The 25,608-nt window shown below is 67.2% G+C and carries 29 protein-coding genes; 10 read left to right on the forward strand and 19 right to left on the reverse strand.

All coding sequences use genetic code 11. The features are described from left to right. Positions 1-33: 33 nt before the first annotated feature. Positions 34-552, forward strand: a complete 519-nt coding sequence (locus tag DU502_RS10835; protein ID WP_121919375.1) for a hypothetical protein — start codon at positions 34-36, stop codon at positions 550-552. Positions 553-558: 6 nt separating this feature from the next. Here the strand turns inward: DU502_RS10835 and DU502_RS10840 are convergent, their stop codons facing one another. From DU502_RS10840 to ligA, 3 genes are all read right to left on the reverse strand, one after another. Next, a complete protein-coding gene (locus tag DU502_RS10840; protein ID WP_121919376.1) occupies positions 559-1,320 on the reverse strand; it encodes an MBL fold metallo-hydrolase in 762 nt (253 codons plus the stop codon). An 87-nt stretch (positions 1,321-1,407) separates the two neighbouring features. Next, positions 1,408-2,928, reverse strand: a complete 1,521-nt coding sequence (locus tag DU502_RS18555; protein WP_199722658.1) for a SipW-dependent-type signal peptide-containing protein — start codon at positions 2,926-2,928, stop codon at positions 1,408-1,410. Between the two features lie 369 nt (positions 2,929-3,297). Further along, positions 3,298-4,950: an ATP-dependent DNA ligase LigA gene (ligA, locus tag DU502_RS10850; protein WP_121919377.1), complete on the reverse strand. Its 1,653-nt coding sequence runs from the start codon at positions 4,948-4,950 to the stop codon at positions 3,298-3,300. Positions 4,951-5,040: 90 nt separating this feature from the next. Between ligA and DU502_RS10855 the strand changes: the two genes are divergently transcribed. Beyond that, positions 5,041-6,588 (forward strand): hypothetical protein, encoded by a 1,548-nt coding sequence (locus DU502_RS10855; protein ID WP_121919378.1) that lies wholly within the window; start codon positions 5,041-5,043, stop codon positions 6,586-6,588. A gap of 3 nt (positions 6,589-6,591) precedes the next feature. On the opposite strand, the gene psmB is transcribed toward DU502_RS10855, so the two are convergent. Next, complete coding sequence (gene psmB, locus DU502_RS10860) at positions 6,592-7,329, reverse strand: archaeal proteasome endopeptidase complex subunit beta (protein ID WP_121919379.1); 738 nt, start codon at positions 7,327-7,329, stop codon at positions 6,592-6,594. Between the two features lie 50 nt (positions 7,330-7,379). Further along, positions 7,380-7,550: a hypothetical protein gene (locus tag DU502_RS18285; protein WP_166033665.1), complete on the reverse strand. Its 171-nt coding sequence runs from the start codon at positions 7,548-7,550 to the stop codon at positions 7,380-7,382. 252 nt (positions 7,551-7,802) lie between these two features. Between DU502_RS18285 and DU502_RS10865 the strand changes: the two genes are divergently transcribed. Beyond that, positions 7,803-8,240: a DUF5799 family protein gene (locus DU502_RS10865; RefSeq protein WP_121919380.1), complete on the forward strand. Its 438-nt coding sequence runs from the start codon at positions 7,803-7,805 to the stop codon at positions 8,238-8,240. Here DU502_RS10865 and DU502_RS18290 read toward each other — a convergent pair whose 3' ends face one another. From DU502_RS18290 to DU502_RS10905, 9 genes are all read right to left on the reverse strand, one after another. Next, a complete protein-coding gene (locus DU502_RS18290) occupies positions 8,241-8,390 on the reverse strand; it encodes a DUF7557 family protein (RefSeq protein WP_166033667.1) in 150 nt (49 codons plus the stop codon). 25 nt (positions 8,391-8,415) lie between these two features. Beyond that, on the reverse strand, positions 8,416-9,396 hold the full coding sequence (locus DU502_RS10870; RefSeq protein WP_121919381.1) for an isocitrate/isopropylmalate dehydrogenase family protein: 981 nt from the start codon (positions 9,394-9,396) through the stop codon (positions 8,416-8,418). Continuing rightward, positions 9,393-10,034, reverse strand: coding sequence for a 3-isopropylmalate dehydratase small subunit (gene leuD, locus DU502_RS10875; RefSeq protein ID WP_121919382.1), 642 nt, complete (start codon positions 10,032-10,034; stop codon positions 9,393-9,395). Before leuD ends, DU502_RS10870 begins: the two co-directional genes overlap by 4 nt. Continuing rightward, positions 10,031-11,449 (reverse strand): 3-isopropylmalate dehydratase large subunit, encoded by a 1,419-nt coding sequence (gene leuC / locus DU502_RS10880; RefSeq protein ID WP_121919491.1) that lies wholly within the window; start codon positions 11,447-11,449, stop codon positions 10,031-10,033. Before leuC ends, leuD begins: the two co-directional genes overlap by 4 nt. Continuing rightward, positions 11,442-11,687: a hypothetical protein gene (locus DU502_RS10885; protein ID WP_121919383.1), complete on the reverse strand. Its 246-nt coding sequence runs from the start codon at positions 11,685-11,687 to the stop codon at positions 11,442-11,444. The genes leuC and DU502_RS10885 overlap by 8 nt, the downstream gene beginning before the upstream one ends. Beyond that, positions 11,680-12,726: a ketol-acid reductoisomerase gene (gene ilvC / locus DU502_RS10890; protein ID WP_121919384.1), complete on the reverse strand. Its 1,047-nt coding sequence runs from the start codon at positions 12,724-12,726 to the stop codon at positions 11,680-11,682. Before ilvC ends, DU502_RS10885 begins: the two co-directional genes overlap by 8 nt. A gap of 2 nt (positions 12,727-12,728) precedes the next feature. Then, positions 12,729-13,319: an acetolactate synthase small subunit gene (gene ilvN, locus DU502_RS10895; RefSeq protein ID WP_121919385.1), complete on the reverse strand. Its 591-nt coding sequence runs from the start codon at positions 13,317-13,319 to the stop codon at positions 12,729-12,731. Continuing rightward, complete coding sequence (gene ilvB, locus DU502_RS10900; protein WP_121919386.1) at positions 13,316-15,088, reverse strand: biosynthetic-type acetolactate synthase large subunit; 1,773 nt, start codon at positions 15,086-15,088, stop codon at positions 13,316-13,318. Before ilvB ends, ilvN begins: the two co-directional genes overlap by 4 nt. A 315-nt stretch (positions 15,089-15,403) precedes the next feature. Then, positions 15,404-16,630 carry a LeuA family protein gene (locus DU502_RS10905; protein WP_121919387.1) on the reverse strand — a complete coding sequence of 409 codons (1,227 nt, stop codon included), beginning with the start codon at positions 16,628-16,630 and terminating at the stop codon, positions 15,404-15,406. A gap of 225 nt (positions 16,631-16,855) precedes the next feature. Here DU502_RS10905 and DU502_RS10910 point away from each other — a divergent pair, with 225 nt between their 5' ends. Continuing rightward, positions 16,856-17,230 carry a cupin domain-containing protein gene (locus tag DU502_RS10910; protein ID WP_121919388.1) on the forward strand — a complete coding sequence of 125 codons (375 nt, stop codon included), beginning with the start codon at positions 16,856-16,858 and terminating at the stop codon, positions 17,228-17,230. Between the two features lie 44 nt (positions 17,231-17,274). On the opposite strand, the gene DU502_RS10915 is transcribed toward DU502_RS10910, so the two are convergent. After that, on the reverse strand, positions 17,275-18,027 hold the full coding sequence (locus tag DU502_RS10915) for a hypothetical protein (RefSeq protein WP_208020318.1): 753 nt from the start codon (positions 18,025-18,027) through the stop codon (positions 17,275-17,277). Positions 18,028-18,283: 256 nt separating this feature from the next. On the opposite strand from DU502_RS10915, the gene DU502_RS10920 reads away from it, so the two are divergent. Continuing rightward, the gene (locus DU502_RS10920) at positions 18,284-18,577 is read left to right on the forward strand and encodes a DUF5779 family protein (RefSeq protein WP_121919390.1); all 294 of its coding nucleotides are present in this window, start codon (positions 18,284-18,286) and stop codon (positions 18,575-18,577) included. On the opposite strand, the gene DU502_RS10925 is transcribed toward DU502_RS10920, so the two are convergent. Then, positions 18,574-19,263 carry a VOC family protein gene (locus DU502_RS10925; protein WP_121919391.1) on the reverse strand — a complete coding sequence of 230 codons (690 nt, stop codon included), beginning with the start codon at positions 19,261-19,263 and terminating at the stop codon, positions 18,574-18,576. The two genes, DU502_RS10920 and DU502_RS10925, sit on opposite strands and share 4 nt — an antisense overlap. Before the next feature lie 75 nt (positions 19,264-19,338). On the opposite strand from DU502_RS10925, the gene DU502_RS10930 reads away from it, so the two are divergent. Genes DU502_RS10930 through DU502_RS10940 form a run of 3 tightly spaced genes read left to right on the forward strand, consistent with a single transcriptional unit; the run spans position 19,339 to position 21,375 of the window. After that, entirely contained in the window at positions 19,339-20,013 is a 675-nt protein-coding gene (locus tag DU502_RS10930) for a hypothetical protein (protein WP_121919392.1), read from the forward strand. 1 nt (position 20,014) lies between these two features. Beyond that, positions 20,015-20,455: a hypothetical protein gene (locus tag DU502_RS10935; RefSeq protein ID WP_241966765.1), complete on the forward strand. Its 441-nt coding sequence runs from the start codon at positions 20,015-20,017 to the stop codon at positions 20,453-20,455. Positions 20,456-20,496: 41 nt separating this feature from the next. Beyond that, positions 20,497-21,375, forward strand: a complete 879-nt coding sequence (locus tag DU502_RS10940) for a bifunctional 5,10-methylenetetrahydrofolate dehydrogenase/5,10-methenyltetrahydrofolate cyclohydrolase (protein WP_121919393.1) — start codon at positions 20,497-20,499, stop codon at positions 21,373-21,375. On the opposite strand, the gene DU502_RS10945 is transcribed toward DU502_RS10940, so the two are convergent. Continuing rightward, positions 21,372-21,581, reverse strand: a complete 210-nt coding sequence (locus tag DU502_RS10945) for a ribbon-helix-helix domain-containing protein (protein ID WP_049936679.1) — start codon at positions 21,579-21,581, stop codon at positions 21,372-21,374. The genes DU502_RS10940 and DU502_RS10945 overlap by 4 nt on opposite strands. 95 nt (positions 21,582-21,676) lie before the next feature. Between DU502_RS10945 and DU502_RS10950 the strand changes: the two genes are divergently transcribed. Then, on the forward strand, positions 21,677-22,003 hold the full coding sequence (locus DU502_RS10950) for a DUF5789 family protein (protein ID WP_121919394.1): 327 nt from the start codon (positions 21,677-21,679) through the stop codon (positions 22,001-22,003). On the opposite strand, the gene DU502_RS10955 is transcribed toward DU502_RS10950, so the two are convergent. Continuing rightward, positions 22,000-22,671: a helix-turn-helix domain-containing protein gene (locus DU502_RS10955; RefSeq protein ID WP_121919395.1), complete on the reverse strand. Its 672-nt coding sequence runs from the start codon at positions 22,669-22,671 to the stop codon at positions 22,000-22,002. The genes DU502_RS10950 and DU502_RS10955 overlap by 4 nt on opposite strands. 151 nt (positions 22,672-22,822) lie before the next feature. Between DU502_RS10955 and DU502_RS10960 the strand changes: the two genes are divergently transcribed. Continuing rightward, a complete protein-coding gene (locus DU502_RS10960; RefSeq protein WP_121919396.1) occupies positions 22,823-25,117 on the forward strand; it encodes a nitric-oxide reductase large subunit in 2,295 nt (764 codons plus the stop codon). Positions 25,118-25,131: 14 nt separating this feature from the next. On the opposite strand, the gene DU502_RS10965 is transcribed toward DU502_RS10960, so the two are convergent. Next, positions 25,132-25,584 (reverse strand): hypothetical protein, encoded by a 453-nt coding sequence (locus DU502_RS10965; RefSeq protein WP_121919397.1) that lies wholly within the window; start codon positions 25,582-25,584, stop codon positions 25,132-25,134. Positions 25,585-25,608: the final 24 nt, after the last annotated feature.

Here is a 25,608-nt window from a genome sequence, read left to right on the forward strand (position 1 = left end):
CACACTTATCTACCCCGAAGACACATCGGGTGTATGGCGTTCGAATTCGACATCGAGCGGCTCCGACATCTGCCCGAAACGCCGCTTCGCGCGCTCAAGCGGTCGTTCTGGTGGCTCCGCAAGACGTTCTTCTCGAAGCCGAAACCCGATAATCCGGCCGTCGTCGTCGCGATGGACGAACCGGAAGTCGATGCATTTCTCGGCGAACACTTCTTCGAACCCGGCTGGGAGATGTCGTACCACTACCGGAATGAAATCGTGAACGTGCGACGGGCCCAGTACGTCCGCGACCACCCGACGGGGATGAAGTGGTGGCAGACCCACATCCGCGGCTACGCTCATCCGGACGGCATCGAACTCGCGGCTCACTTCGAACCCGAACCCGCCGAACATCCGGACGCACACGTCGACGGCAACCACATCGACGTGCCGCGGGGGAACGCGACGCTGGTCGGGATACTGGTGGAAGAAGGGGTGGCGTTCGAGCGAATCGGCGACTGGAGCGACGCGGACGAGACGACCGACCGGGTGACCACCAGCGTCGACGCCTGATCGATTTCACTCCCACCCTTCGTCGAGGACGACGGGAACCCCGCAAGCGGCCACGTCGGCCGCGAACGCCCGCGAATCCGCCGCGAGGAACGATTGGGTGTCGTAGTGGATCGGGCAGACCAGATCGGGGTCCAGCGTCTCGGCGAGGTCGGCGGCCTCGTGGCGGTCCATGCAGACCGATCCCGAGATGTTGGCCAGCAAGAGGGAGACGTCGAGGTCGGCGTGGAAGGGGAGGACGTCCGAGTCGCCGGGCCAGAACACCGGGATGTCACCGAGTTCGAACCGATAGCCGACGCCGAACCCCTCCGGGTGGACGACGGAGCCGTCCGGCCTCGTGTGTGGCCCCTCCGGGTCGTTGTAGGCGGGGAGGCTTCGGATCGGGACGCCTGCGGCCTCGACGCTCTCGCGTTCGCCGATCCGAATCAGGTCGTACCCCTCCCGCTCCGCGAGCGATTCGGGCGACGGCGGCCGGCCCGCGCGCTCGGCGTCGACACCCTCGTAGACGACCAGCGTAGCGCCCGGCGCGGCGACACGTCGTATCCCGTCGGGGTCGTAGTGGTGGTCGTGGGTGACGAGGACGAGGTCACCGTCGCGGGCGTCGTAGGCAGGGCCGGCAGGGTGGCGGGTGTCGACACCGTCGGGCGCCCGCCACTCGCCCGTGAGCACGCCGTAGCGGCCCGGATCGGTGTAGACGACCGTCTCGTCGTCGATGCGGGCAGTCGCGTATCCGAGCCAGCGGACGGTAAGGGTGTCGTGGCGGATGGTCATGTGTCGATGAACGGGTCGCGCGTACAAATGTGCGGCGTGCAGAATCGAGCGAAAAGAGACGCTTCGGAACTGGCGTATACCAGCCAGTTATTCGAGGTTCACGTCGACGTAGGTGCTCGCGTCGTCGAAGCCGTCCGGCCCGAAGCAGAACTCGGGCGTGAAGTTGACGACGACGTTGCCGCTCCCGCTCGGCGGGGTCTCGCTCGCGTAGCCCGCCTTGCCACCCACGGCGAAGCTGGTACCGAGCAGACTGCGATCGATTTCGATGGTGTACCGACCGTTACCCTCGGCCGTGCCGTCGATACCGCTCGGGAGGCCAGGCGAGGACCCTGTCGCGACCGGCGACTCGTACGAGAAGCCGCTCCCGGCCGTGTAGAGCACCTGGAAGTCGCCAGCGTCGTCGGCAGCGTCGTCGTCGTTCGTGTTGAACGCCAATCCGAAGTTGTCGGGGTACTGCCCGCCGACGAGTTCCTTCGCCAGATCGATCTCGATTTCGACCGGATCGCTGAACAGGTCGATACTGAGGACCTGTTCGCTCCCGAGACCACCGTACGGGAGGCTGATCGGGCTACCGAAGTTGCAGTTCTGCGAGTCGCTCCCGCTGAACGCTCGTTCGGTCGTGATGGTCATCGCTCGGTTGCCGCTGCCGTCGTTGTGTCGGCACTGCTCCGTATAGAAGCCCAGATCGAACGTCACGGAGTCGGACTGCACCTGATTCCCGTGGTCGATGGGGAGCCACCAGACCACGCTCACCTGGTGGACCGCCGAGCCGGTCTCCGGACTGCCAGCGAAACAGTTGCGGCCCGTGCCGCCACCCTGTTCTGCGGGCGTGTCGCCCTCGAGGGCGATGCCGGTCCCGCTGTTGACCATCTCCAGGAACTCGCGGAGGCTCTGCTGGTTCGTCGGCTGGAAGCCCGAGTCGGTGTCCTCGAAGGCCGACGTGTCGCCGTTGATCGGCCCGACGCCGTAGGCGACCTGAATCTCGTCGAGGAGTTCGACCGTTCCCGCTTCCTCGTCGGGGTCGTCACCTTCGGGTTCGGTCACGCCGTTCTCGCTGGCGCTCTCGAGTCCCCCGGTGAGCCAGACGTAGCCGGGGTTGTCACAGAGTTCGAACGCGAACTGCGCCCCCCCGAAGTCGCCGGGCTTCACGTCGCCGATATCGATGATGACCGGGCCGTCCGCGTCGCTCTCGGTGCCACAGAGTCCCTCCGCCGCGGCCGCCACGCCGCCGTTGACGCGGTTATACGGGTTGCCGTCCGCGTCCGTCGAGATGGCGTCGAAGAAGTTGGCGTAGTTGTCGCCGTCGATATCGATGGCGATGTCCTGTGCGTCGGACTGTTCATCGCCTGCGGGCAGGCGAATGTCCGTCGACGCGGCGTCGGCGGCCATGCCCGCATACGCCGCTTCGTCGCTACTCCAGTCGGAGTAGTACTCCGTCGCGGCCACCTTCATGTCCAGCGTCCCCGCGGTAAGCTGGTTGTTCTCGAACGTTTCCTGATCGCTGAAGTACGCACTCGTCCCGAGGCCTGCGCCCGCGGAGGCGACGCCGATACTGCCGAGGGCAGCGAGCGCCTTCCGACGGGAGAGGTTGAATGTCTCGTCTGTCATCGTTGTGTTCCCCCTCGCGGGGAGACCCACCGACGGAGTCGAACCGCCGTTGGCGAAATCCGGTGTCGCCGAACACCCTGTGGGACGCGGACGACCACTCGCCGCCGCATCGAATATCCACGACGACACCCGGTTAGCTATTGAGCGCTTAATAGCGCTAAGGCGGCGATTAGCGTGACTAACCCGCAATTAATAGTTAGCAGAGTGATGTATGTCCGAGCCTGTAACCCGATCCTCGGGTCATTACCGGGTGACAAGGAGCCGATTACCGAGGCGAGGATCGACCTGTCGAAAGCGTTATTAATTCAATAGTACCGTGCCGGAGGCGGTCGCGTCGTGATCCCCTCGATAGCGCCCACCCTCTCGTCGCTATTCGTGCTCATCGACGAGACGCTCGATCCGAGACAGCGAATCGGCCTCGCTCGGCGTCTTGTCCTCCCGAACGGCGACGAACCGCGGGAATCGGAGCGCGTGCCCCGAGCCGTAGGTGGACGACGCCTGAATCTCCTCGTACCCCACCTCGAAGACGACTTCCGGCTCGATATCGACTTCGGTGCCCTCCTGGTTCCGGATCAGCGGTTCGAGGCGGTCGCTCAACTCGGCCAGTCGCTCGTCGGTGATGCCCGTCGCCACCTTGCCGATGGTCGCGAACTCGTCCTCGTCCCGCGCCGACAACAGAAACGTACCGAGGTGGTTCGCCCGGCGCCCCTCACCCCACTCCGCACCCGTGACGACCAGGTCCAGCGTCTCCACGTCCGGCTTGCGTTTCAGCCAGTTCTGCCCACGCTTGCCCGGCGTGTACGCCGACTCGGGATTCTTGAGCATGATCCCCTCGTGGCCCGCGTCGAGGGCCGTCGCCTCGTGGTCGGCGATGGTCTCCACGTCCTCGGCGACCGTGAGCGGCGAGAGTCCGTCCGACAACACCGACGACAGCCGCTCCCGCCGGTCGAGAAGCGGCGCATCGAGCAGATCCGTCCCGTCGACGTGAAGGCAGTCGAACGCTCGGAACTCGACGGTCACCTCCTCGCGCATCCGCGCCACGTCGTGTTTCCGGCGGAATCGCCGGAGTACCTCCTGAAAGGGGAGCGGATCGCCCGCGTCGTCGACGGCGATGGCTTCACCGTCGAGGATGACGGGCACGTCGAGGTCGGCCACGAACTCGACGATCTCCGGCAGGGCGTCGGTCACGTCCTCCAGATTCCGGGAGAACACGCGGGTCTCGTCAGCCGGGTCGTGGTGGATCTGCACCCGTGCGCCGTCGAATTTGGTCTCGACGGCGACCGACTCCCACGCTTCGACGGCGTCGGCGGCCGTCCCGGTCTGGGCGAGCATCGCTTGCACCGGTCGGCCAACGGCGAGTTCGGCCGCCGCCAGCCCCGCTTCCCCCTCGTCGCAGGCGCGGACGGCCATCGATCCGTAATCGTTGGTGACCTGTAGGGCGCGTTCGACGTCGTCGGCCGGCACGTCGAACGCCTCGGCAATCGCGTCGCGGACGGTGCCCTCGCCGACCCCGATCCGCATCTCCGAGAGGACGAGTCGGGCGAGATAGCGCGCCGCGACCGGATCGGTCCGGTTGAACAGGCCGAAGAGCACGTCGACCTTGTGGTCGCGACTCCCTGCCCCCTCGGCGGCGGCGAGGTCCCGCAGGCGGTCGTCCACCTCGGCGACGGTCAGCGGATCGGGCTCGGCGGCGCCGAACGCGGCCAGGCCCTGTTGGCCGCCGAGATCCAGCGACTCGGCGACTGCACCGATCTCGCCAGCGTCGGCCAGCGTCGCCGCCACGTCGTCGGCGGTGACGTTCGGCCCGGCGGCGCGGGCGAGCGCCTCGTGACAGAGGTTCGGTCCGACGTCGAGGGTCGTCGAGTCCCACGCGGGGAAGACCCGCCCGAGCAACAGTCGGGCGACCACGGGAAGGTCGGCGCCAGCGTCGACGAATAGGTCCGCGACCAGCGATGTGATCGCGAGGTCGGCAGATTCGGCCTCGATGGCGTCGACGCGGTCGGCGAAGTCGGCGAAATCCATCGGTCCGGGCTCCGTCCGCGTGGCGGTTAAGCGCGACGGGTTCGGCGCGGAGGCATCGGATTCAAGACGCTGTATCGTGCAGGGAGGGGTATGAACAGCGACCTGGCGGCGCAGGTCCGAGCAGTGCTCGACGTCGACGTCTCGGAGTTCCGGGCGCAGGCGCAGGCAGACGCCGAGGTGGTCAAAAGCGAACTCAAGGACGGCACCTTCGACAACCACCGCTCGATCATCGGGCTGGAGTACGAGTTCTACGCCGTCGCGGACGGCCGGTGGCGCCAGGAGCGCGAGGACGCGGAGACGGGCGCGGAACTCGTCCGCGTTCCCCGTCGGCTCCTCGAACTCATCCGCTTCGAGAAGGAACTCGGCCTCCACAACGCCGAACTGACGACGAGCCCCCAGCCACTGAACGCCGAAGGCCTCCGGGCGCAGTCGGCTGGCGTTCGCTCGCACCTCCTCTCTGCGCTCCAGACGACGCGCATCGAGGGGATGCGCCTCGTCAGCGACGGCATCTGGACCATCCCGCCGTCGGGCGAGACGGCCCGTGACTACCTGACCGACAGCATCTCCGACGGCGGCGTCCGCATCGCGACGAACATGACCGACGCGGTCCGGTATCACGCGATGGCCAACGGGCCGAACACGCCGACGCCGTTTACCGTCGACGCGCCACACGTCACCCTCGAAGCCGACACCGTGATGCCGGAGAGCCTCATCACGTCGATCCAACCACATTATCAGGTGCCCCACGCCTCCGACCTGCCGACCTACCACAACTACGCCCTGCGGGTCGCCGGACCCCTCCTCGCCCTCGGCGGCAACTCCCCCTTCTTCCCGCCGGACCTCTACGACGACGGCGTCGCTCCGGAGACGGTCGTCGCCGACGCGCGCGCCGAGAACCGCATCTTCGTCTTCGAATCCGTCCTGAACAGCGAGAACGCCCAGAAGGTTCGGTTCCCGGAGGATCTGGACACCGTCGAGGAAGCCGTCGACCGCGTCGCCAACGACCCGACGGTCGTTCCCATGCCCGTCGAGGGTGGCGACCGCTTCGACGACAAGTTCGCCACGCTCCGGCGCAAACACGGCACGTTCTGGCGGTGGGTGCGGCCGGTGTTCGACGGCGCCGACCGCTCCTCCGCCAACGCTCGCATCGAGTTCCGCCCCATCGCCGCGCAACCGACCGTCCGCGACTCCATGTCGTTCATGGCGACGTTCGCCGGGTTGATGGAGAGCCTGCCACGGAACGAACACCCGGTGATCGACCAGGACTGGAGCGTCGCCCGGGAGAACTTCTACGCCGCCGCTCGTGAGGGGTTCACGAGCGATCAGCGCTGGATCACCAACAGTGGGGAGGAAACGACCGACACGGAGATGATCTACGACGACATCTTCTCACACGCCGTCGAAGGCCTGCGGAACGCCGGCTGTACCGAGTCGGACGCGGTGTCGTACGTCGCGCCGCTCCGGGCGCGCGTCGAATCGGGCATCACGCCCGCCCGGTGGAAGCGCGACCGCGTACGTGACCGGGTGGAGAACGGTGAGCCGCTCGGAAAGGCCATTCCTGCGATGCAGCGCGCCTACGTGGACGAACAGACGGAGACGCTCCTCGACGGGGCGTTCACCGACTGGTGGTCGCAGTAGGGTCTAGATCAGCGACTCGAAGTCCTTGTGCTTCGAGATGTCGACGCCCTCGTCGGTGACGACGGCGACGTTGATCCCGTTGCCGGACGCCAGGTCGCGTTCGACGGCGCTCTGGATGGCCTGCGCCGCGACGCCCCGCGCCTCGTCGATCGAGAGGTCGTCCTCGTACTCCTGTTCGAGAACACCGAGAGCGTACTGGCTCCCGGAGCCGGAGACGGCGTAGTCCTCTTCCATCATGCCGCCGAGGGGGTCGAGACTGTAGACGTGCGCGCCGTCCTCGTCGACGCCGCCGAGGAGCGGCGAAACGATGAAGAAGGCCCCGGAGCGGAGGAAGTTGCTCGTGAGCGTCGACAGCGCTTCCATACTCATCTCCTTGCCCCGACGGGTCTCGTAGAGGCTGGTCTCGGAGCGAAGCGAGCGGATGAGCGACTGGGCGGCCGACACCGATCCCGCGATAGTGAGGGCGGCGTTCGGGTGGATCTGTTCGACCTTCTGGACGTCCTTGCTGGAGACCATCCGGCCGGCGCTCGCGCGCATGTCGGTGGCCATGACGACGCCGTTCTCGGTCGAGAGGCCGACGGTCGTCGTGCCCGTTTTCATCTCCTTGTCCTCGCTACCCGCGGCAGCGAGGCGCTCGTCGGTGTCCGTGAATTCGCCGATCTCCGGCCCGAACACCGGGCGGTCCTGCCCGTCGAGACGGTCCTGCGTCCGTGAAAAGTCCTGATTCGTCGGGGTACGCATCACCTGCCCTTGCGGGGGCGCGCTGATAAATGCAACCCTTCGGTATCGAGCTACCGACGCATGCGGTCGTAGGCCCGCCCCGTCGCCGCCACGAGGTCACCGAGCGGAATGGTGACGCCGAGTCGACGGGCGAGTAACGCCAGCGGCATCAACGCGATGCCGACGGCGAGGGTGATCTGATATGCCGCGAACGCGCCAGCGCGATACAGTGGTTCCAACATCTGCGTAGCCGTGGTCGAGCGACCGGAGTATATAAGCTTTCCTGCTCGCGTCACGCGTCTATCCCGCTCACGTCTCTCGATTACGTCGAACGACGAGAATCCACGGCGGCACACGCGGCCGTCGCCCGCTCAACCGCGATACTGAGAGTGCGGTATCGCCGTCTGACGCATAAGTTATGCGTGTGATCGAGACGGCGTACGCGCCAGACGGCGTGGGAAACCCTGATACGTCGGGTCGGCGTAGGGGCGTCCATGTCGAACTGGACCGACAGGATCGTCGGCGACCGGATGGCCGTCGACCGGGAGTTCAACGATCGGGTCCGCAACTCGGAGTTCTCGAATCAGGAGTGGGGGTTGATCATGACCGCCGTCGACTTCGAAATCGAAGACGCGGACGACCCCGAACGGGCGCGGATCGTTCCCGACACGGAGAGCCTGCCCCAGATGATGCCCGAACTGGAGAAGGTACAACAGGGGATGCCCGGCGGACCGGGCGGCCAGAGTCAGCAGGACAGCGGCACCGGCGTCTTCGACGCCATCCGCGGTGCCCTCGGAATGGGTGGCGACGACGAGGCCGACAGACTCGAAGCGGCCGAACGACTCGTCGGCGAGTACGCCGACGCGCTCCAAGCGCGCCTAGAGGAGAAGGGGAAGTGGGACGATATCCGCGAGCGGTACGCCGACGAGTAGCTACACTTCGTCGCCGCTGTGGAACAGCGTCAGTTCCTCCGCCTCGTAGATGTTGATGAGTTCGGTGACGAGCTCGTCGTACTCCTCGTCGTCCTGTCGCAGGCTGTCGAGGCGGGCGACCGTCTCGTCGTCGAGGTGGATCTGCGGCATGGTCGGAAGAAGACGCTACGCCCTTTTAAGATAGGCGGTCGACGACCGCGTCCGCAACCTCGTCGGTCGTCGCATTCCCGCCGAGGTCGGGCGTTCGCGGCCCCTCGGCCAGCGTCGTCTCGACGGCCGTCCGGACGGCCGCCGCCTCGTCGTCGTAGTCGAGGAAGTCGAGTAACATCGCGGCCGAGAAGATGGTCGCCGCCGGATTGGCGACGCCCTCGCCCGCGATGTCGGGCGCACAGCCGTGGACGGGTTCGAAGATGCCCCGCTCCGAGCCGACGTTCGCGCTCGGCAGGAGGCCGAGACCGCCGACCAGCCCCGCGGCCAGATCGGAGAGCACGTCACCCGCGAGATTGGGACAGACGATCACGTCGTACTGAGTAGGGTCCATGGCGAGATGGGTCGCCATCGCGTCCATGTACGCGTCGTCGGCGTCGACGCCGCGTTCGCTCGCCACCTCCCGAATCGTGTCGACGAACAGCCCGTCGGTTACGCGCATCACGTTGTTCTTGTGCGCGATGGTGAAGCCGTCGTGGCCGTTCGAGTCGGCGTAGTCGCAGGCGAACTCCGCGAGGCGGCGGGAGGCCGACTGCGTGACCAGCCGCGTCAGCGTCGACACGTCCTCGGTCAGGCGGTCCTCCATCCCCGCGTAGACGCCCTCCGTGTTCTCCCGGAGGATGACCAGATCCGTCTCCGGCTGGACGGCGTCGACGCCGGGGTAGGTCCGCGCCGGGCGGATGTTGACGAAGGAGTCAACCGCGTCCCGGAGCGGGAGGATCACGTCCGCCGAGGTTTCGCCGGTCGCACCGAACAGCGTCGCGTCGGCGTTCGTGACCGCCTCCAGCGTCTCCGCGGGCAGGGGTTCGCCCGTCCGCTCCGCGACCGCGTCGCCCGCCTCGACGTGGTCGTACTCGAACTCGACCACCGCATCGAGGACGCGTAGCGTCGCCGGGACGACTTCGTGGCCGATGCCGTCGCCGGGGATGACGGCGATGCGCTCGGTCATCGGTCGACGTACGGCAGGTCCGCCGCCGTCTCGTCGATAGCGTCCATGTTGGACCGGAGCAGGGCGACCGTGTCCCAGATGCCCTGCACCAGCGCCCCGCGCATCGCCTCGTCGATGTCCACGTCGACGGTCTTGCCGTCGTAAGTGACCGTCTCGTCGACCACGTCGAGTTCGATGCCCACCTCGGGGGCCTCCTCGATGAACGACTGGAGTTCCTCGACCGTCTCGGCGTCCGTCGTCGCCGCCGGGATGCCCAGCGACTTGCAGTTGTCCGCGAAGATTTCCGCGAACGACTCGCCGACGATTGCCTCGACACCCCAGCGAGCCAGCGCCCGCGGCGCGTGCTCACGCGAGGAGCCACAGCCGAAGTTGTCGTTGACGACGAGCACGTTCGCCCCCTTGTACTCGTTGAAGGGGTGGTCGTTGAGGGTCCCGTCGTCGTCGCGGCGGGCGTCGTAGAAGGCGTACTGATCCATCCCCTCCCACGTCGTCGTCTTGAGGAAGCGGGCGGGGATGATCTGGTCCGTGTCGATGTCGTCGCCACGGACGGGGACGCCGGTACCGGCGACACGGCGGACCTTCATCTCCTCGACGCCGACGCCGTCTTCCCGAGGGCTCTCCGACCCCTCGCCGCTCATGCGTCCACCTCCAGATTCCGCACGTCGGTTACCTCGCCCTCGACGGCGGCCGCAGCGACCATCGCCGGACTCATCAACACGGTCCGGCCGCCCTTGCTCCCCTGTCGACCCACGTAGTTGCGGTTCGACGAGGACGCACACCGCTCGTCGCCCTCCAGGGAGTCGTCGTTCATGGCCAGACACATCGAACAGCCGGCCTCGCGCCAGTCGAAGCCCGCCTCGCGGAAGATGTCGTCGACGCCCTCCGCTTCGAGCTTCGATTTCACCGTCTGCGAGCCGGGCACCGCGAGTGCGCGCACGTCCGGGTGGACCTCTCGACCCTCCAGCACCGCGGCGGCCTCGCGGAAGTCGCTCACGCGGCCGTTCGTACACGTGCCGAGGAAGGCCACGTCGATGTCGTAGCCGGCCATCGGCTCGCCGGGCGTGACGCCCGTGTGCTCCTGAGCGGTCCGGGCGGCCTCGCGTTCGCCTTCGGGGAGGTCCTCGGGAGCCGGGACTGGTTCCGAGATGCCGACGGCCTGTCCGGGGTTCGTCCCCCAGGTGACCATCGGTTCCAGATCCCCGGCGTCGAGGTGGACCACGTCGTCGTACTCGGCGTCGGAGTCGCTCTTGATCGACTCCCAGTATTCCTTGCGCTCCTCGAAGGCCTCGCCCTCGGGGGCGAACTCGCGGCCGCGCAGGAACTCGTAGGTCGTCTCGTCGGGGTTGATGTAGCCCGCGCGAGCGCCGCCCTCGATGGACATGTTACAGACCGCGAGCCGTTCCTCCATCGAGAGGTCGTGGACCGCCTCACCGCCGTACTCGTAGACGTAGCCGACGCCGCCGTCGACGCCGAGTTCGGCGATGATCTTCAGGATCAGGTCCTTCGAGTGGACGCCCTCGCCGAGCCGACCGTCGACCTCGATCCGACGGACCTCGGCCTTGTCGGCGGCGACACACTGCGAGGCCAGCACGTCCCGCACCTGACTCGTCCCGATGCCGAACGCAATGGAGCCGAAGGCGCCGTGGGTGGCGGTGTGGGAGTCGCCACAGACGATCGTCATCCCCGGCTGGGTCAGACCCAACTCGGGCGCGACGACGTGCGTGATACCCTGCTTGTCCGAATCCAGCCCGTAGAACTGGATGCCAGTCTCCGAGGTGTTGCGCTCCAGCGCCGTGAGCATCCCCTCGGCCGACTCGTCGGCCAGCGGGCGCTCCCGACCCTCTGGGCGCGTGGGGACGATGTGGTCCACCGTCGCCACGTTGCGCTCGGGATAGGGCACCTCGATGCCCCGCTCCCGCAACTCGGAGAACGGCTGCGGACTCGTCACCTCGTGGATCAGGTGCAGGCCGATGAACAGCTGGTCCTGCCCGTTCGGCAGGTCGGCCACCTTGTGCCGGTCCCACACCTTGTCGTAGAGCGTGCCCTCACTCATCGTCGTCACGTACCTCGTCCGTCTCGCCACGCGCCCAGACGTCGTTCGCCCCGTCGCCGTCCGTCGGCGTGTGGGACACGTCGCGCATGCGGGCTGTCTCGGGGTCGGTCTCGGCGTCCGAGTCGTCGCCGGCGCCGTCGGCTCGCAGCCCGTCAGCCTGCCGACCGCGTCGGTACGCGCCCGCGACGGCGTCCTGCGTCGGGTGGGTGTGATCGACCGCGGCCATCCGGTCAGTCATCGGCCGGGGCCTCTGCCTCCTCCTCCTCCTCGGCCTCCTCGGCCCAGGAGAACAGCGCGCGCAGCCGAGCGCCAACCTCCTCGATGTCGTGGTTCCGGTCGGCCGCGTGGAGCTGCGTGTAGGAGGGGCGACCCGCCTGGTTCTCGAGGATCCACTCACGAGCGAACTCGCCGTTCTGGACCTGTTCGAGCGCTTCGTCCATGTTCTCGCGGACGCCTTCGCCGACGATCTCCGGCCCCACGGCGAGGCCGCCGTACTCGGCGGTGTCGGAGACCGAGTTCCACATCTCGGCCATCCCGCCCTCGTACATCAGGTCGACGATCAGCTTCATCTCGTTGAGACACTCGAAGTACGCCATCTCGGGGCTGTAGCCCGCGTCGACCAGCGTCTCGTAGCCCTTCTTGATGAGCGACGTGATGCCGCCACAGAGGACCGCCTGCTCGCCGAACAGGTCCGTCTCGACTTCCTCCTGGAACGTCGTCTCGACGACGCCCGCGCGGGTGCAGCCGATGGCCTGCGCGTACGCCAGCGCTTCCTCCTTCGCCCCGTCCGTCGTATTCTGGTAGACGGCGAGGAGCGCGGGCGTGCCGGTATCCTCGACGTAGTTGCGCCGGAGGAGGTGACCCGGGGTCTTGGGCGCGATCATCGTCACGTCCACGTCCTCGGGGGGCTGGATCTGGTTGTAGTGGATGTTGAACCCGTGGGCGAACTGGAGGGTGTCGCCGGCTTCCAGTCCGTCGCTGATGGCCTCGAACACCGCCGGCTGGACGGTGTCGGGGACGAGCATCGAGACGATGTCCGCCTCCGCGGCGGCGTCGTCCGGGGTCGCGACGCGCAGGCCGTCGTTCTCGGCCTGCGTCCACGAGTCGGAGTCCTTCCGGAGGCCGACGACCACGTCGACCCCGCTGTCGTCGAGGTTCTGGGCGTGGGCGTGGCCCTGACTGCCGTAGCCGAGGACGGCTACGGTCTTGTTGGCGATTGCGTCACTGTTCGCGTCGTTGTCGTAGTACACTGGGACGGTGAATTCGGTTTCGCTCATGGTTATGTCGTCTTGTGTGTGCCGCGTTCGAGCGCCGCCGTGCCGGTCCGGACGATCTCGTGGATACCGAACCGGCCGAACGTCTCGACCGCCGCGTCGATTTTCTGCTCGCTACCCGTGATCTCGACCGTCACCGACTCCTGAGAGACGTCGACGGTCTTGCCGTCGTACATCTCCGCCACGGCCCCGACCTGATCGGGGGCGGAGCCGTCCACCTTGATCAGCGCGAGTTCGCGCCGGATGGCGCTAGCTTCGAGCTCCGTGACGGCGATGACCGGGACGAGCTTCTGCAGTTGTTTCTTCGCCTGTTCGATGCCCGGTTCGGGCTCCTCGATTTCGAGCGTGATCCGCGCTCTATCCGGATCGGTGGTCGGCCCCACGGTGAGGCTTTCGATATTGAACTGCCGCCGCCGGAAGAGCCCGGAGATGTTCGCCAGCACACCGGGTTCGTGTTTCACGAGCGCCGAGAGGACGGCCCGACGAGCGTCGGGCTCCGCCTCGACCTCGGGGTCGATCCGAATCCCCTGCGAGTTGCGTCGGCCCTCGGGAGTCGGTCGCTCCTCCGGCTCGGGGCCTTCGAGTCCGCCGCTCATAGCTGATCCTCCGAGAGTGCGAACTTGTCGTTTGCGCCGCCGCTCGGCACCATCGGGTAGACGTTCTCTGCGGGGTCGATGTGGAAGTCGATCACCGACGGCCCGTCGTAGGCGAGTGCCTCCTCGATGGCGTCGGCCACCTCGTCGTAGTCGTCGACGCGCCAGCCGCGGGCGCCGAACGCCTCCGCGAGTTTGTCGAACTCCGGAATCCAGCTGTAGCCGGCGGCCATGTGTCGCCCCTCGAAGAAGGCGTCCTGCCACTGACGGACCATCCCGATGTACTCGTTGTTCAGGATGGCGACGGTGATGTCGAGGTTCTCGCGAACCGCGACGGAGAGTTCCTCGACCGTCATCAGGAAGGAGCCGTCACCGTCGATGCAGACGACTTCCTCGTCGCCGTCGGCCGCCAGCCGTGCGCCGATGGCCGCGGGCAGGCCGTAGCCCATCGTCCCGAGGCCGTGGGAGGAGATCCACTTGCGCGGGTCGCGGAACGTCCAGTACTGGGACGCCCACATCTGGTGCTGGCCGACACCCGAGGTGACGATGGCCTCGTCGCTCGTGGCCTCGTCCAGCGCCTCGACGACGAACTGCGGTTTGAGCGGTTCGTCGTCCGGCGCCGCGTAATCCATCGGATACTCCGCTTTCCACGTCTGGCACTGCTCGCGCCACTCGTCGGCGTCAGGTGCCTCGCTCACTGCGTCGTGAAGCTGTTCGACGACACGTCCCGCGTCGCCGATCAGCGGGTAGTCGGCGTGGATGTTCTTGCTGATCTCCGCGGGGTCGATGTCGACGTGGATGACCTCCGCGCTCGGCGCGAACGTCTCGATACCGCCCGTCAGGCGGTCGTCGAACCGGGTACCCACGGCGATCAGCAGGTCCGTGTGGTTGATCGCCATGTTGGCGTAGCCGGTGCCGTGCATGCCCGCCCACGACAGACAGAGGTCGTGGTCCTCGGGCATGGTGCCGATGCCGGGCATCGTCGTCACGACCGGAATGTCGTATTCGATGGCGAACTCGCGGGCCACGTCCGACGCGTTCGCCTTCACGACGCCGCCGCCGAACAGGAGCAGCGGTTTCTCGGCCGACTCGATGGCACGGGCCGCCTCCGCGACGGCCGCCTCGTCGGCTTCGTCCTGTGGCGTGTACGTCTCCGGCGTCTGGGGCATGCCGGGTTCGCGATCCGTCTCGCCGTTCGTGACGTCTTTGGGCAGGTCGACCAGCGTGGGCCCCGGTCGCCCGCTACTCGCGAGGGCGACCGCCTCGCCGACGGTGTCGCCGACGGTGTCGGGGTCGCTCGCGAAGTAGTTGTTCTTCGTGATGGGCGCGGTGATGCCCGTGGTGTCGGTCTCCTGGAAGGCGTCGCTACCGACCATGTGCTGGGGCACCTGTCCGGTCAGCGCCACCACGGCGTCCGAGTCCATGTTGGCGTCGGCGAGTCCGGTCACGAGGTTGGTCGCGCCGGGGCCCGACGTGGCCAGGCAGACGCCCGGCTGGCCGGACACCACGTTGTACGCGTCGGCGGCGTGGGCCGCCCCCTGCTCGTGGGCCATCATGACGTGGCGGAGATCAGAGTCCCAGAGCGCGTCGTAGACCGGCATGATCGCGCCGCCCTGCACGCCGAACATCACTTCGATGCCGGCGTTTTCGAGGGCGCGGACGGTCGACGTCGCGCCGTCGGTGACCGTCGTCGGCGTCGGCTCGGGCTCCGTCTCCCCGCCCGTATCGGTCGCCTCCTCCGTCTCGGGTGGTTGGGTCGTTCGTTCGCTCATGCTCGTCTGTACGTCGGTGACTGTCGATGTGGATGGTTCATGGTCGTGTGGCCGTCTGGCTATGTACGGTACGGTCGGGGCCGAGGAATGGAGTGTGAGGGGCTATACAGCCCCTACAATTGGGTCGATCGGACCGCCGGCTCCGCGTCCGCGCCGGCGACTCCGACGATCGACGCTCGCGGGCGTGCCGCGAGCGGGATCGAACCCTCGCATCGTACCCGTTGAGTGCCTCTCCGGCCGTATAACTGTTTCCGTCGCAGTCCGGTAGATGGGCCACCCGCCGCTCCACGGGAGGAGCGGCCGGGGGCGATCCCATTACGCGCGGACCTCCTCCTCGCGAGTGACGTTCTCCTCGCGGGCGAAGCGCCGCAGGTCGGCCATCGTCACGCGCTGTTTGTCCGCGCCGTAATCCTTGACCAGTCGCGTGACGGCCCGGACTTCGGAGTCGGTCGGCTCGTAGCCGATTTCTTCGAGGCGCTTGCGGACCGAGTGAGTCCCCGTATGCTTGCCGAGGACGAACTCGCGGGTCGCCCCCACCATCTCCGGCGTCATCACGCCCGGTTCGAACGTGGACGAGTTCTCGATGACGCCCGCGGCGTGGATGCCGCTCTCGTGGGAGAAGGCGTTGCGCCCCACGACCGGCTTGTTCGGCGGGTTGGGGATGTCGCTGTAGTCCTCAACCATCCGGGACAGCTCCGTGATCCGGGTCGTGTCGATTCCGGTGTCCACGTCGTACAGCGCCTCGGAGGCCATGACGACCTCCTCGAAGGCGGCGTTGCCGGCGCGTTCACCGATGCCGTTGACCGACACCTGCGCCTGTGCGGCGCCCGCCTCGAAGCCGGCGATGGCGTTGGCCGTCGCCAGCCCGAAGTCGTCGTGGGCGTGCACGTCGACGCGTGCGTCGGTGTTTTCGCGGACCATCTGGACCAGATCCATGAACCGCGTGGGCGTCGCCACCCCGCAGGTGTCCGGAATGTTGATCCAGTCGGCTCCCACCTCGCTGACCGCCTCCACCACCTCGACGAGGAAGTCGTCGTCGGTGCGGGTGGCGTCCATCGGCGAGAACATACACTCCACGCCGGCCTCCTTCACGCGTTCGACCGCCTGAACCGCGCGGTTGACCGCCTCCTCGCGCGAGGCGTGCATGGAGTCCTGCAACTGTACGTCGCTCGTACTCACGAAGACGTGGACCAGTTCCACGCCCGAGTCGAGCGCCGCCTCCACGTCCTTGTCGACGACGCGGGCGAGGCCACACACCGTCGTGTTGGTCGCGTTCGAGATGTCTCGAACGGCCTCGAACTCCGCGTCGGAGTTGACCGGGAACCCCGCCTCGATGACGTGGGTGCCCATCTCGTCAAGGACTGCGGCGATGTCTCGCTTCTCGTCGTAACTGAACGACGTGCGTGGCGACTGCTCGCCGTCTCGGAGCGTCGTGTCGAAAATTCGTACACCGTCTATTTCACCAGTGCGGGCCAACGTGCCCTGGAAGAACTCGATCCGCCGGGGTATCCGACGAATCCTCCATGTCGTTAGACATTGTATCCTATCAGAGGATAGCCTTCGTATATAAACCTGTCCCTGTCGATCCCGGAGTCAGCGACCTGACGCGTTCTCACCGCCCCCGACGGCGTCCGGGATTTTTCCGGTATCGGGTGGTGGAGACGTGTCACCGAATCGCCAGAGGGACGGGGCGAATCGGCCTACTCGCCACCCTCACCGAACACGTTCGGGCGAACCCTTCCGACCGACGGGCGCCGATCCATACCTATGCCGATCACCGACTTCGACGCCGAACGCGCCTACGACGACGAGCAGTTCGCCGCCCACAAAGTGTTCAAGACCGACAACCTGCAGGTCGTCTGTGGCTACTTCGACCCCGGGCAGTTCATCCCGGTCCACGCGCCGGACAGCGACCTCGTCGTCGCCGTTCAGTCCGGCACCGGTGTCGTCCGCGAGGGCGAGACGGACCACCGCGTCGAGCCGGGCGACGTGGTGACCGTCGCCGCCGGTACGGATCGGGGCGTGAAAGCCGACGACGACTCCCAGCTCGAAGCCCTCCTCGTGACCGCGCCGCCGCCGAGCGAGGCGGAACACGAGCCGGTTCGGGTGGGGCTCAGGCGCGGCGAGTTCGACCCCAGTTAGTGGTCGGACCGAACGGCTAGCGCGAACGCACCACGCTCGGAGAGTTACCCCGCGGCGGTGGTGTTGTCGGCGCTCAGTTCCCGGGCGCGATCAACCCACTCGTGCTCCGGAAACGGGGCCGGCTTCACCGCGTACGTGTAGTGATACCGTTCGTCCGCGTCGACGGTGATATTGAACGCGTAAACGACGCCGTCCTCGGCGCCGAGCCGGAGCGTCCCGTCGACGATCGGTGGCGCGCGGGTATCCGCGCGGCTACCGGTCGCTCGGTAGGTGATGACGGGGACGCCGTGATGTGTCGTCGTGTCGGTGGCTTCCCACGTGTACGCTTCGAGCAGGTCGGGATGACGCCCGATGTTGGTCGGCGCGACGCTTCCGTAGTGCCGGTCGTACCGATAGTACGCGTCGGTGGCCTCGTGGTAGACGAAGCTGTCGTCCGATTCGAATCGCTCGCGCTCGTGTTCGGGCACACTCGCAGCTGGCTGGACGAACGCGTACGTCGACCCGTTTATGTAGACGGTGGCGTCGTTCCAGCGCTCGCCGATGATTGCTCCCGTGGTGGAGTCGATGGAGTAGTTCCCTTCCACGAGCCGACGCTCGGCCGGCGCCGTATAGACGATGGCGTACGACGCCCAGTGGGCTCGGGGGCTGTACTCGACACGTTCGTTGTCGGCGTCGAGCGCCGAGAAGTCGATGTGGTTCGGTCCAGCACCCTCGGGATATGCTCGGTCGGCAGTCGGAGTGGGTGTCCCGTCGGATGGAGCCACCGGACCCATACAGCCGGCCAGGACGACTACCATCGCCAAGAGAACGCTCGCGGGGCGCCGTGTCATCGGTCTATCGGAATAGCTCGAACAGGAGGGACGTAATGGTCCTGATAGGTCAAAGAGTGATCGTGGGGTTCCGGAACGTCACGGACGGGCGTCCGATCACCCACTGACGGATCCGACGGCACCGATGGTGACCACCGCGAACGCCCCGATTCGTCGGCGTCTCCGGACACCACCGGACCGACGCGCCCGAACGCTTTTCTCCCGGCCGAGCGACCCTACGGACATGAGCGAGTTCGACCTCGACCTCCGGAACGCGGAGGAACAACTGGAGGGGGGCGAGGACGGCGGGTCGGAGGTGGTCCTCGGGATCCTCGACGGCAGCACCGACCCCGACGAGTGGATCGGCGCCGTCGAGGACGGCAAGATCCTCGTGTTGAACGTCGAGGGCGACCTGAACCGCCTCGCGGCCGGGTTCGCCCGTGAGATTCGCGACGCCGGCGGCACCCTCATGCGCTTCCGGGGCTTCCTCGTCGTGACGCCGCCCGGCGTCGGCATCGACACCGACCGCCTTTCCTAACCGCGGAACGTCACCCAGTGGCCGTCGCCGTCGCGCACCCGGACGCCGTCGGCGACCGACTCGCGTGCCGTCGTCCACGCCGCAATCGCGTCGGCGGCCGCCGCCGGATCCCCCGTTTCGAATCCCAGATCGACGTGGACGCCGCCGCGAGCGTCCGCGAGGCCGAGTTGTGGCTCCCAGAGTTCCAGATCCATCGGTCCCCGAAGCCTGACGCGTCGCCGTGACTCCCCACGATCGACCGGTTCGAACCCCAGCGCCGTGTACGTCGCCTCGGCGGTATCGAGGTCCCTGACTTCGAGGACAACCTCGAAGATGCCGGTCGGGGTGTCGGCGTCGCCGCGTCCGTTCCCCTCCTCGCCGCCGATTTCGACGCAGTTGCCGTCGGGGTCGTAGACGTACAGCGACCGGTAGCCGCCGAAGTCGACTTCCTCGGGGTCGAGGGCGGCGAGTCGCTCCCGCCACGCCGCCAGCGTCCCCGGCGCGGCCGAGAAGGCGAAATGCGTGTGCAGGCCACCCCGAGGGACGCCGGTCGGCCGCCTGAGGACGAGATCCGTCTCACCGACCGGGAACCGGAGTTCGGTGGCCGTCTCGCTGGCGGCCTGCAGGCCGAAGCGGTCGACGTAGAACGATCGCGCGGCGTCGAGATCCTTGATCTCGAGGGCCAGGTGGGCGAGCCGAGTGAGCACGGTCGACGTAGGGGCCGAACCGGGTTAATCCTCCCCAATCGAGGGTTTATGCGCGTCCCGTCCCCACACGTCGGTATGCCTCTGAAGGGCGGTCGCGCGGAGCTGCGTGAGATCGACCGCTGGGACGGCGGCCTCGGCTGGATCGCCTATCCCGACGAACGGATGCAACGGGCGAGTCACGCCCTCGACACCGACGACGGCGTGTGGGTGATCGACCCAGTGGACGCGCCGGCCGTCGACGACTTGCTCGCCGACCTGGGCGAGGTGACCGGCGTCGCACTCTGTCTCGACCGCCACAAACGCGACGCCGCGGCCGTCGCTCGCCGTCACGACGTGCCCGTCTCCATCCCCGAGTGGATGGACGGCGTCGCGTCGAAACTCGACGCGCCGGTCGAACGGTTCGGCCACGAACTCGGCGATTCGGGCTACCGCGTCCGGCGCGTCCGCGACGCCTCGCTCCCGCCGTGGCAGGAGGCCGCGCTCTACGGCCCCGACGACACCCTCCTCGTCGCCGAGGCGGTGGGGACGGCCTCGTTCTTCCGTGCCGGCGACGAACGTCTCGGCGTCCACCCCATGCTCCGACCCATTCCGCCGCGGGACGCTCTCGGCGACCTCACTCCCGAGCGCATTCTCGTCGGGCACGGAGAAGGCGTCTTCGACGATGCGACCGCGGCGCTCCGGGATGCCCTCTCTGGCGCACGCCGACGCATCCCGGCTGCGTACGCGAAGATGATCCGCGAGATGGTGTGACGTGAGTGGGAGGAACGAAAACGGGGACACACCCGTCTACGCGACCCGCGGCCTGATCGACCTGCTCCTCGAACGGGCAGCGGCGACCGAACCCGCGCAGATGAACGTCGTCCTCGACGCGACGCCCGCCGGCGACTTCGAGACCGACCTCGGCGTCGACCCGTCGACGCCCGTCCTGAGCCACGTCTACTTCCCGACGGCGGGCCGGGCCGTCAGCGACGTGTTCGGTGTCGACCTCGGAACGCCCGCCGGCCGGGGACGCGCCCGCTTTCTCACCCACCCGCAGGGCCCCGCGGAACTCACCCGCCGCGACGACCTCGCGGGCGTCGTGTTGCTCGCAGTTCCGCCGTGGGAGCGAATCACCGCCTTCGACCGCCGGGGGCGCGAACTGTCGCTGACGATTCTGGACGCCGAACCGCCGGCGGAGTCGTTACCCGAGTGAGCGGCCGAACGGCTTTGAGTCCGCGGCTCCTCGGGGGAGCCGTGCCACCGACCGAGCCACGCCGACTCGCTGGCGACGACCCGGCCGCGACCCTCCGGGACGAGGCGCTCGAACGGCTCGCTGCGTGCCGCGAGGCCGGTGTCGATCCGTGTCTCGCCACCCTCCTCGTGAGCGACGCCGAGGGAGCGACGGCGTTCATGGACCGCAAACACGACCGCTGTGCCGAGGTAGGAATCGACACCCGCCGGATCGACCTGCCGGCCGACGCGCCTGCCGAGCGAGTCTACCGAGCGGTGGAGGATCTGGCCGCCGATCCCGACGTGACCGCGCTGTTCGTACAGGTGCCGCTCCCGACCCACGTCGACGAGGGGGCAGTTAGGGAGCGCGTTCCCCCCGAGAAGGACGTTGACTGTTTCGCGCCCGCGAACGTCGGACGGTTCGTGGCCGGTGATCCCCGCGTCTCCCCCGTCACCACGCTGGCCGTCGACCAGTTGCTATCGGCACACGGCGTCGAGGTGGCGGGCCAGGACGCCGTCGTCGTCGGGCGCACGCCGACGATTGGCTCGCCGCTCGCGCACCTGCTCTGCCGGCGTGACGCGACGGTGACGGTCTGTCACTCGAAGACCCGCGAACTGGGTGCGAAGACGCGGACCGCGGACCTCCTCGTCACCGCGGCGGGGGCGCCCGGCCTCGTCGACGGGTCGATGGTCTCCGAGGGCGTCGTGGTGGTCGACGTGAGCGCCACGCGGGTGGAGCGGGACGGTGAGACGGCAGTCGTGGGCGACGTGGACGCCGCGAGCGTCGGGGCAAAGGCGGCCGCGATGACTCCCGTTCCCGGTGGCGTCGGGCCGATGACGATGGCGGCGTTGCTGTACAACGTTGCGACGGTGAGTCTGCCGTCCTCGGCGGCGACGGGTTAGTCGAGGTAGCCGAGGTCGGCCAACTGGTCGGTGATCTCCTCGAACTCGGCCTCGGTCAACTCGCCCCGGCGCTGGTACTGGATGACGATGCTCCGGAGCAGGAACCGGACGAGGTCGCTCGTGCTGGAGAAACTGGTGCCTTCGATAGTCTCCTCGACGCGGTCGCCGAGTTCCTTCGGAATCGAGACCGTCGTGTACTCGGTCATGGTGGACGGAAGGTGGGCCGGCGGGATATGCGTAGCGTTCGACGGAGCGGAGCGGATGGCGGTCGTTTTTAGTGGCTCGGTGACAACGCCCGGTAATGGCAGCTAGGCCGCCACAGCAGGATACGTCGTCGCCGGACGCGGTCGAATTCGGTATCGCCGCACTCGTCGGATACCTCGACCACGCGGATCTCGAGTATCCGGCGACCCGCGACGAAATCGTCCGGGCGCTGGGTGATCCCGAGATTCCCTACGACGGCTCCGGGAACGCCGTCGCCCTGTCGGAGGCCATGGACGCACTCCCCAAACGCACGTTCGAATCCGAGTCCGAACTGCTCGACCTGCTCCATCCGGTGTTCGAGGAGTACCGTGTCTCGACGGGTGGCAGCATCTTCGGCCGCATCCGTTCGATCCTTCCCTTCTAGTCTTTCGACACCGCACGTGGCGGCTCGTCGAGCGTCACGTCGAGGCGCTCGGCGACGAACTCCTTGACGACCGTCTCCTCCGCCCGATGGAGCGTGACGCTCGTCGTCGACTTCGCGAGCCCCACCTCCTCGGCCAGTTCCGTCAGCGTACACTCCCGTGGCGTGTCGTAGTAGCCCATCTCGACGGCGGTCACGAGCAGGTCGCGCTGCTGGTCGGTCAGCAGGTCCGGCGTGTCGGTGGCGTCGTACACCCGATTGAGCGTGTAGGACATCCCGAACGTCTCTAGCTGGCGCCCGAACTCCGAGAGCCGGTCCCGCGACGCCGTGAGTTCGATGACGGCCTGCCCGTCCCGGATGGTCAGCGGGAGCTCGATGGGCGCACCCGACTGCTGAATCGACAGCAACAGCAGGGGCTCGGTCGTCTCGAACTGGACGATGGCGGTGTCCTCGGAGCGCTGCATCAACTGGACGGAGGAGATTCCCGGGCGGTCCTCGATGGCGTCCAGAACGGCCGGCATCGACTCGCTCTCGATTTCGAGCAGGCCGAACCCGGCGTCACCGGAGGGAACCGCCGACAACACCCGGAACGTCGTCGCCGGAAATTCCCGTGACACCTCCCCGATCCAGATGGCCTCCGGCAGGTCGATGGTGAGTTTGGCGTAGGGCATGGCCCTTCACGTCGTGAGAGACAGCCCACCCCTACAGGACTTTACCCGAACATCTTCGTTTCGACCCCCGTGAACGTCCCGCACGATCCGATACGAGACGAATATGTTCGGACCAACGTCCAACGGGATCGGGTGTGGAGAATCAGATGTCATGCAAGTACGCAGACGGACACTCGCGAAACTGCTGCTCGTCGTCTTCGTCGGCAACCTCGTGGTGATGGGTGCCGGGGCGTGGTACTCGTACCAGCAGGCCCCACCCATCCCGCAGGAGTTCGTCGGCCCCGACGGCGAGACGGTCGTCACGGGCGAACAGATACGCGAAGGGAAGACCGTATTTCAGTCGGACGCCCTGATGAACCACGGCTCCATTCTCGGTAACGGGGCGTACTTCGGGAGCGACTACACCGCCGATGCCTTGGATCGGAAGGTACAGTATATGCAGTCGTACTACGCCGAGGAACGGTACGGTGAGGCCTATAGCGACCTCTCCGGGGCCGAACAGGCCGCGGTCGACAGCCTCGTCGAGGAGGACCTCGCCTCCACCGACACGACGGAGCCGGTCGAGTATTCGGCGGCCGAAGTGTACGCCCACCAGCAGGTGCGTGCGGACTACGTCGAGCGCTACCACGAGGGCAGTCTCGAACACGGCCTCCCCGAGGGCACTATCGAGTCCGCTGACGACGCGCGTCGGTTCGCGGACTTCGCCCTCTGGACCGCGTGGTTCTCCCACACCGAACGCCCGGGTACGGACCACACCTACACGAACGACTGGCCCTACGCGCCCCTCGCCGGTAACGAACCCACCGCGGGCACGATGACCTGGAGCGTCATCGCCATGGTGTTGCTCGTCGCCGGCGCGGGCATCGGCGTCTGGCTCTACAAGTCGGTCGAGTTGCCGGAACCGGAGACGAAGGGCGTCTCGATTCCTCACCCCGACGACATCGACCTCCTCCCGAGTCAGCGCGCGGCGACGCGGTTCATCCCGATCGGTGCCGCGCTCTTTCTCGGGCAGGTCATGCTGGGCGGACTTCTGGCCCACTACTACATCGAGCGCGACGGCTTCTTCGGCCTCGGTGAACTCCTCGGTGTCGACGTGGTGGGCATCCTCCCGTTCGCGCTGGCGAAGACCTACCACATCGACCTCGGCGTCGTCTGGATCGCGGCGCTGTGGCTCGGCGCCGGCCTGTTCCTCCCACCGCTGCTGACGGGGACCGAACCTTCGAATCAGAAGCGGTACGTCCACGCCCTGATCGGCGCCCTGCTGGTCGTGGTCGTCGGCGGCTTCGCGGGCATCTGGCTCGGAGCCAACGGCTACATCGACGGGGCACTCTGGTGGATCATCGGCAACGAGGGGCTGGAGTACCTGGAAGTCGGTCGCCTCTGGCAGTTCGGCCTGCTCGCCGGCTTCGTCTTCTGGGCGTTCCTCGTCGCTCGCGGGTTCAAGCCCTTGCTGGACCGGGAGGAACCCTTCGGCCTCGCGCACATGATCCTCTACGCCGGTGGCTCCATCGCCCTCCTCTTTACCGCCGGTATGTTCTACACCCCCCAGACCAACATCGTCGTCACCGAGTTCTGGCGGTGGTGGGTCGTCCACATGTGGGTCGAGGGCGCCTTCGAGTTCTTCATCGTCGCCATCGTCGGCATCACGCTGGTGTCGATGAACCTCCTCAAACGGCGCTCCGCCGAGAAGGCGGTCATGTTCCAGGCGCTGTTCGTGATGGGCTCGGGCGTCATCGGCGTCTCCCACCACTACTGGTGGATCGGCCAGCCCGACGTGTGGATTCCGTTCGGCTCGGTCTTCTCGACGCTCGAGCTCATCCCCCTCGTCCTGATCCTCTTCGAGGCGCTCAACGAGTACCGCGCGCTCGTCACCGCCGGCGAGTCCTTCCCCTACTCCCTGCCGTTCGCGTTCATCATCGCGTCCGGGTTCTGGAACTTCGTCGGCGCGGGCGTCCTCGGCTTCTTCATCAACCTCCCGATCATCAACTACTACGAACACGGCACGTACCTGACCGTCGGCCACGCCCACGCGGCCATGTTCGGCGCCTTTGGCTTCCTCGCGCTCGGCATGGTCACCTACATGCTCCGCATCGCGGTCGATCCGGGCCAGTGGAATCCCCGGCGCCTGAAGTGGTCGTTCTGGCTCTGGAACGTCGGCCTCGCGGTGATGGTGTTCGGCTCCGTCCTGCCCGTAGGCTTCCTGCAACTCGAAACCGCATTCACCGTAAACTACGACGCCGCGCGCAGTCTGGCGTTCTACAACCGTGACCTGATCCAACTGCTGTTCTGGGCGCGGCTCCCGGGTGACACCATGCTCATCCTGGGGACGGTCGTCTTCGCCTACGACACGGTGAAACAGCGGTTCGCGCTCCGGGAGACCTCGGCCCCGTCGAGCATCCCCGGATCGAGCATCATCTCCAGCCGCGTCCTCCCCGAGGACGACTGAGGAGGCGACGACGGTCACTCCGTCGTCTCTGTCGTCTCGCACGGGTCGGGACCGGCCGTGTACCAGATCGAGAGCTCGGGCGGCCGACTCTCGTCGCCGATTTCGATCTGGAGTCCCAGACAGTCGGCCTCGTACTCGGCGAAGTCGAACCGGTCGGCTGCCGAGAGCGACTGGCCGTCCAGTCGAGTGAGCAGCCGATTCGGCTCGACCCCTGCCGGATCCCCCTCGAACACCGCCGTTCCCAGCACGTCACCCTCGGCGGCGGGGACGCGTTTCGAGGTCCAGTAGGCAGGCTCGTCACCCTCCAAGAGCAGGACGTGGACGACGTGCGACTGCGTGTCGTAGTTCGTGACGCCGAGCTGGCCGAGCTGCGGCGAGTCCCCGAGACCGACGCCGGCACACCCGGCGAGGCTGCTCGCGACGGCGACACCCGCGCCGTACAGGAACGCGCGACGAGAGGGGACCATACGCAAAAAATGTTGGATAGTTGG

It is taken from the genome of Haloplanus aerogenes, from assembly GCF_003856835.1.
Classification (GTDB): Archaea; Halobacteriota; Halobacteria; order Halobacteriales; family Haloferacaceae; genus Haloplanus; species Haloplanus aerogenes.

What these genes read in the sequence shown, in the direction of transcription:
- DU502_RS10950 (WP_121919394.1), top strand. Translation starts at nt 21,677, where the DNA reads ATGGCAGCTAGGCCGCCACAGCAGGATACGTCGTCGCCGGACGCGGTC.
- DU502_RS10840 (WP_121919376.1), bottom strand. Translation starts at nt 1,320, where the DNA reads ATGACCATCCGCCACGACACCCTTACCGTCCGCTGGCTCGGATACGCG.
- ilvB (WP_121919386.1), bottom strand. Translation starts at nt 15,088, where the DNA reads ATGAGCGAACGAACGACCCAACCACCCGAGACGGAGGAGGCGACCGAT.
- ligA (WP_121919377.1), bottom strand. Translation starts at nt 4,950, where the DNA reads ATGGATTTCGCCGACTTCGCCGACCGCGTCGACGCCATCGAGGCCGAA.
- DU502_RS10920 (WP_121919390.1), top strand. Translation starts at nt 18,284, where the DNA reads ATGAGCGAGTTCGACCTCGACCTCCGGAACGCGGAGGAACAACTGGAG.
- DU502_RS10865 (WP_121919380.1), top strand. Translation starts at nt 7,803, where the DNA reads ATGTCGAACTGGACCGACAGGATCGTCGGCGACCGGATGGCCGTCGAC.
- leuC (WP_121919491.1), bottom strand. Translation starts at nt 11,449, where the DNA reads ATGAGTGAGGGCACGCTCTACGACAAGGTGTGGGACCGGCACAAGGTG.
- DU502_RS18555 (WP_199722658.1), bottom strand. Translation starts at nt 2,928, where the DNA reads ATGACAGACGAGACATTCAACCTCTCCCGTCGGAAGGCGCTCGCTGCC.
- DU502_RS10855 (WP_121919378.1), top strand. Translation starts at nt 5,041, where the DNA reads ATGAACAGCGACCTGGCGGCGCAGGTCCGAGCAGTGCTCGACGTCGAC.
- DU502_RS10870 (WP_121919381.1), bottom strand. Translation starts at nt 9,396, where the DNA reads ATGACCGAGCGCATCGCCGTCATCCCCGGCGACGGCATCGGCCACGAA.
- DU502_RS10965 (WP_121919397.1), bottom strand. Translation starts at nt 25,584, where the DNA reads ATGGTCCCCTCTCGTCGCGCGTTCCTGTACGGCGCGGGTGTCGCCGTC.
- DU502_RS10885 (WP_121919383.1), bottom strand. Translation starts at nt 11,687, where the DNA reads ATGACTGACCGGATGGCCGCGGTCGATCACACCCACCCGACGCAGGAC.
- DU502_RS10915 (WP_208020318.1), bottom strand. Translation starts at nt 18,027, where the DNA reads ATGGTAGTCGTCCTGGCCGGCTGTATGGGTCCGGTGGCTCCATCCGAC.
- DU502_RS10955 (WP_121919395.1), bottom strand. Translation starts at nt 22,671, where the DNA reads ATGCCCTACGCCAAACTCACCATCGACCTGCCGGAGGCCATCTGGATC.
- DU502_RS10835 (WP_121919375.1), top strand. Translation starts at nt 34, where the DNA reads ATGGCGTTCGAATTCGACATCGAGCGGCTCCGACATCTGCCCGAAACG.
- DU502_RS10930 (WP_121919392.1), top strand. Translation starts at nt 19,339, where the DNA reads ATGCCTCTGAAGGGCGGTCGCGCGGAGCTGCGTGAGATCGACCGCTGG.
- DU502_RS18290 (WP_166033667.1), bottom strand. Translation starts at nt 8,390, where the DNA reads ATGCCGCAGATCCACCTCGACGACGAGACGGTCGCCCGCCTCGACAGC.
- ilvC (WP_121919384.1), bottom strand. Translation starts at nt 12,726, where the DNA reads ATGAGCGAAACCGAATTCACCGTCCCAGTGTACTACGACAACGACGCG.
- DU502_RS10945 (WP_049936679.1), bottom strand. Translation starts at nt 21,581, where the DNA reads ATGACCGAGTACACGACGGTCTCGATTCCGAAGGAACTCGGCGACCGC.
- DU502_RS18285 (WP_166033665.1), bottom strand. Translation starts at nt 7,550, where the DNA reads ATGTTGGAACCACTGTATCGCGCTGGCGCGTTCGCGGCATATCAGATC.
- leuD (WP_121919382.1), bottom strand. Translation starts at nt 10,034, where the DNA reads ATGAGCGGCGAGGGGTCGGAGAGCCCTCGGGAAGACGGCGTCGGCGTC.
- ilvN (WP_121919385.1), bottom strand. Translation starts at nt 13,319, where the DNA reads ATGAGCGGCGGACTCGAAGGCCCCGAGCCGGAGGAGCGACCGACTCCC.
- psmB (WP_121919379.1), bottom strand. Translation starts at nt 7,329, where the DNA reads ATGCGTACCCCGACGAATCAGGACTTTTCACGGACGCAGGACCGTCTC.
- DU502_RS10960 (WP_121919396.1), top strand. Translation starts at nt 22,823, where the DNA reads ATGCAAGTACGCAGACGGACACTCGCGAAACTGCTGCTCGTCGTCTTC.
- DU502_RS10910 (WP_121919388.1), top strand. Translation starts at nt 16,856, where the DNA reads ATGCCGATCACCGACTTCGACGCCGAACGCGCCTACGACGACGAGCAG.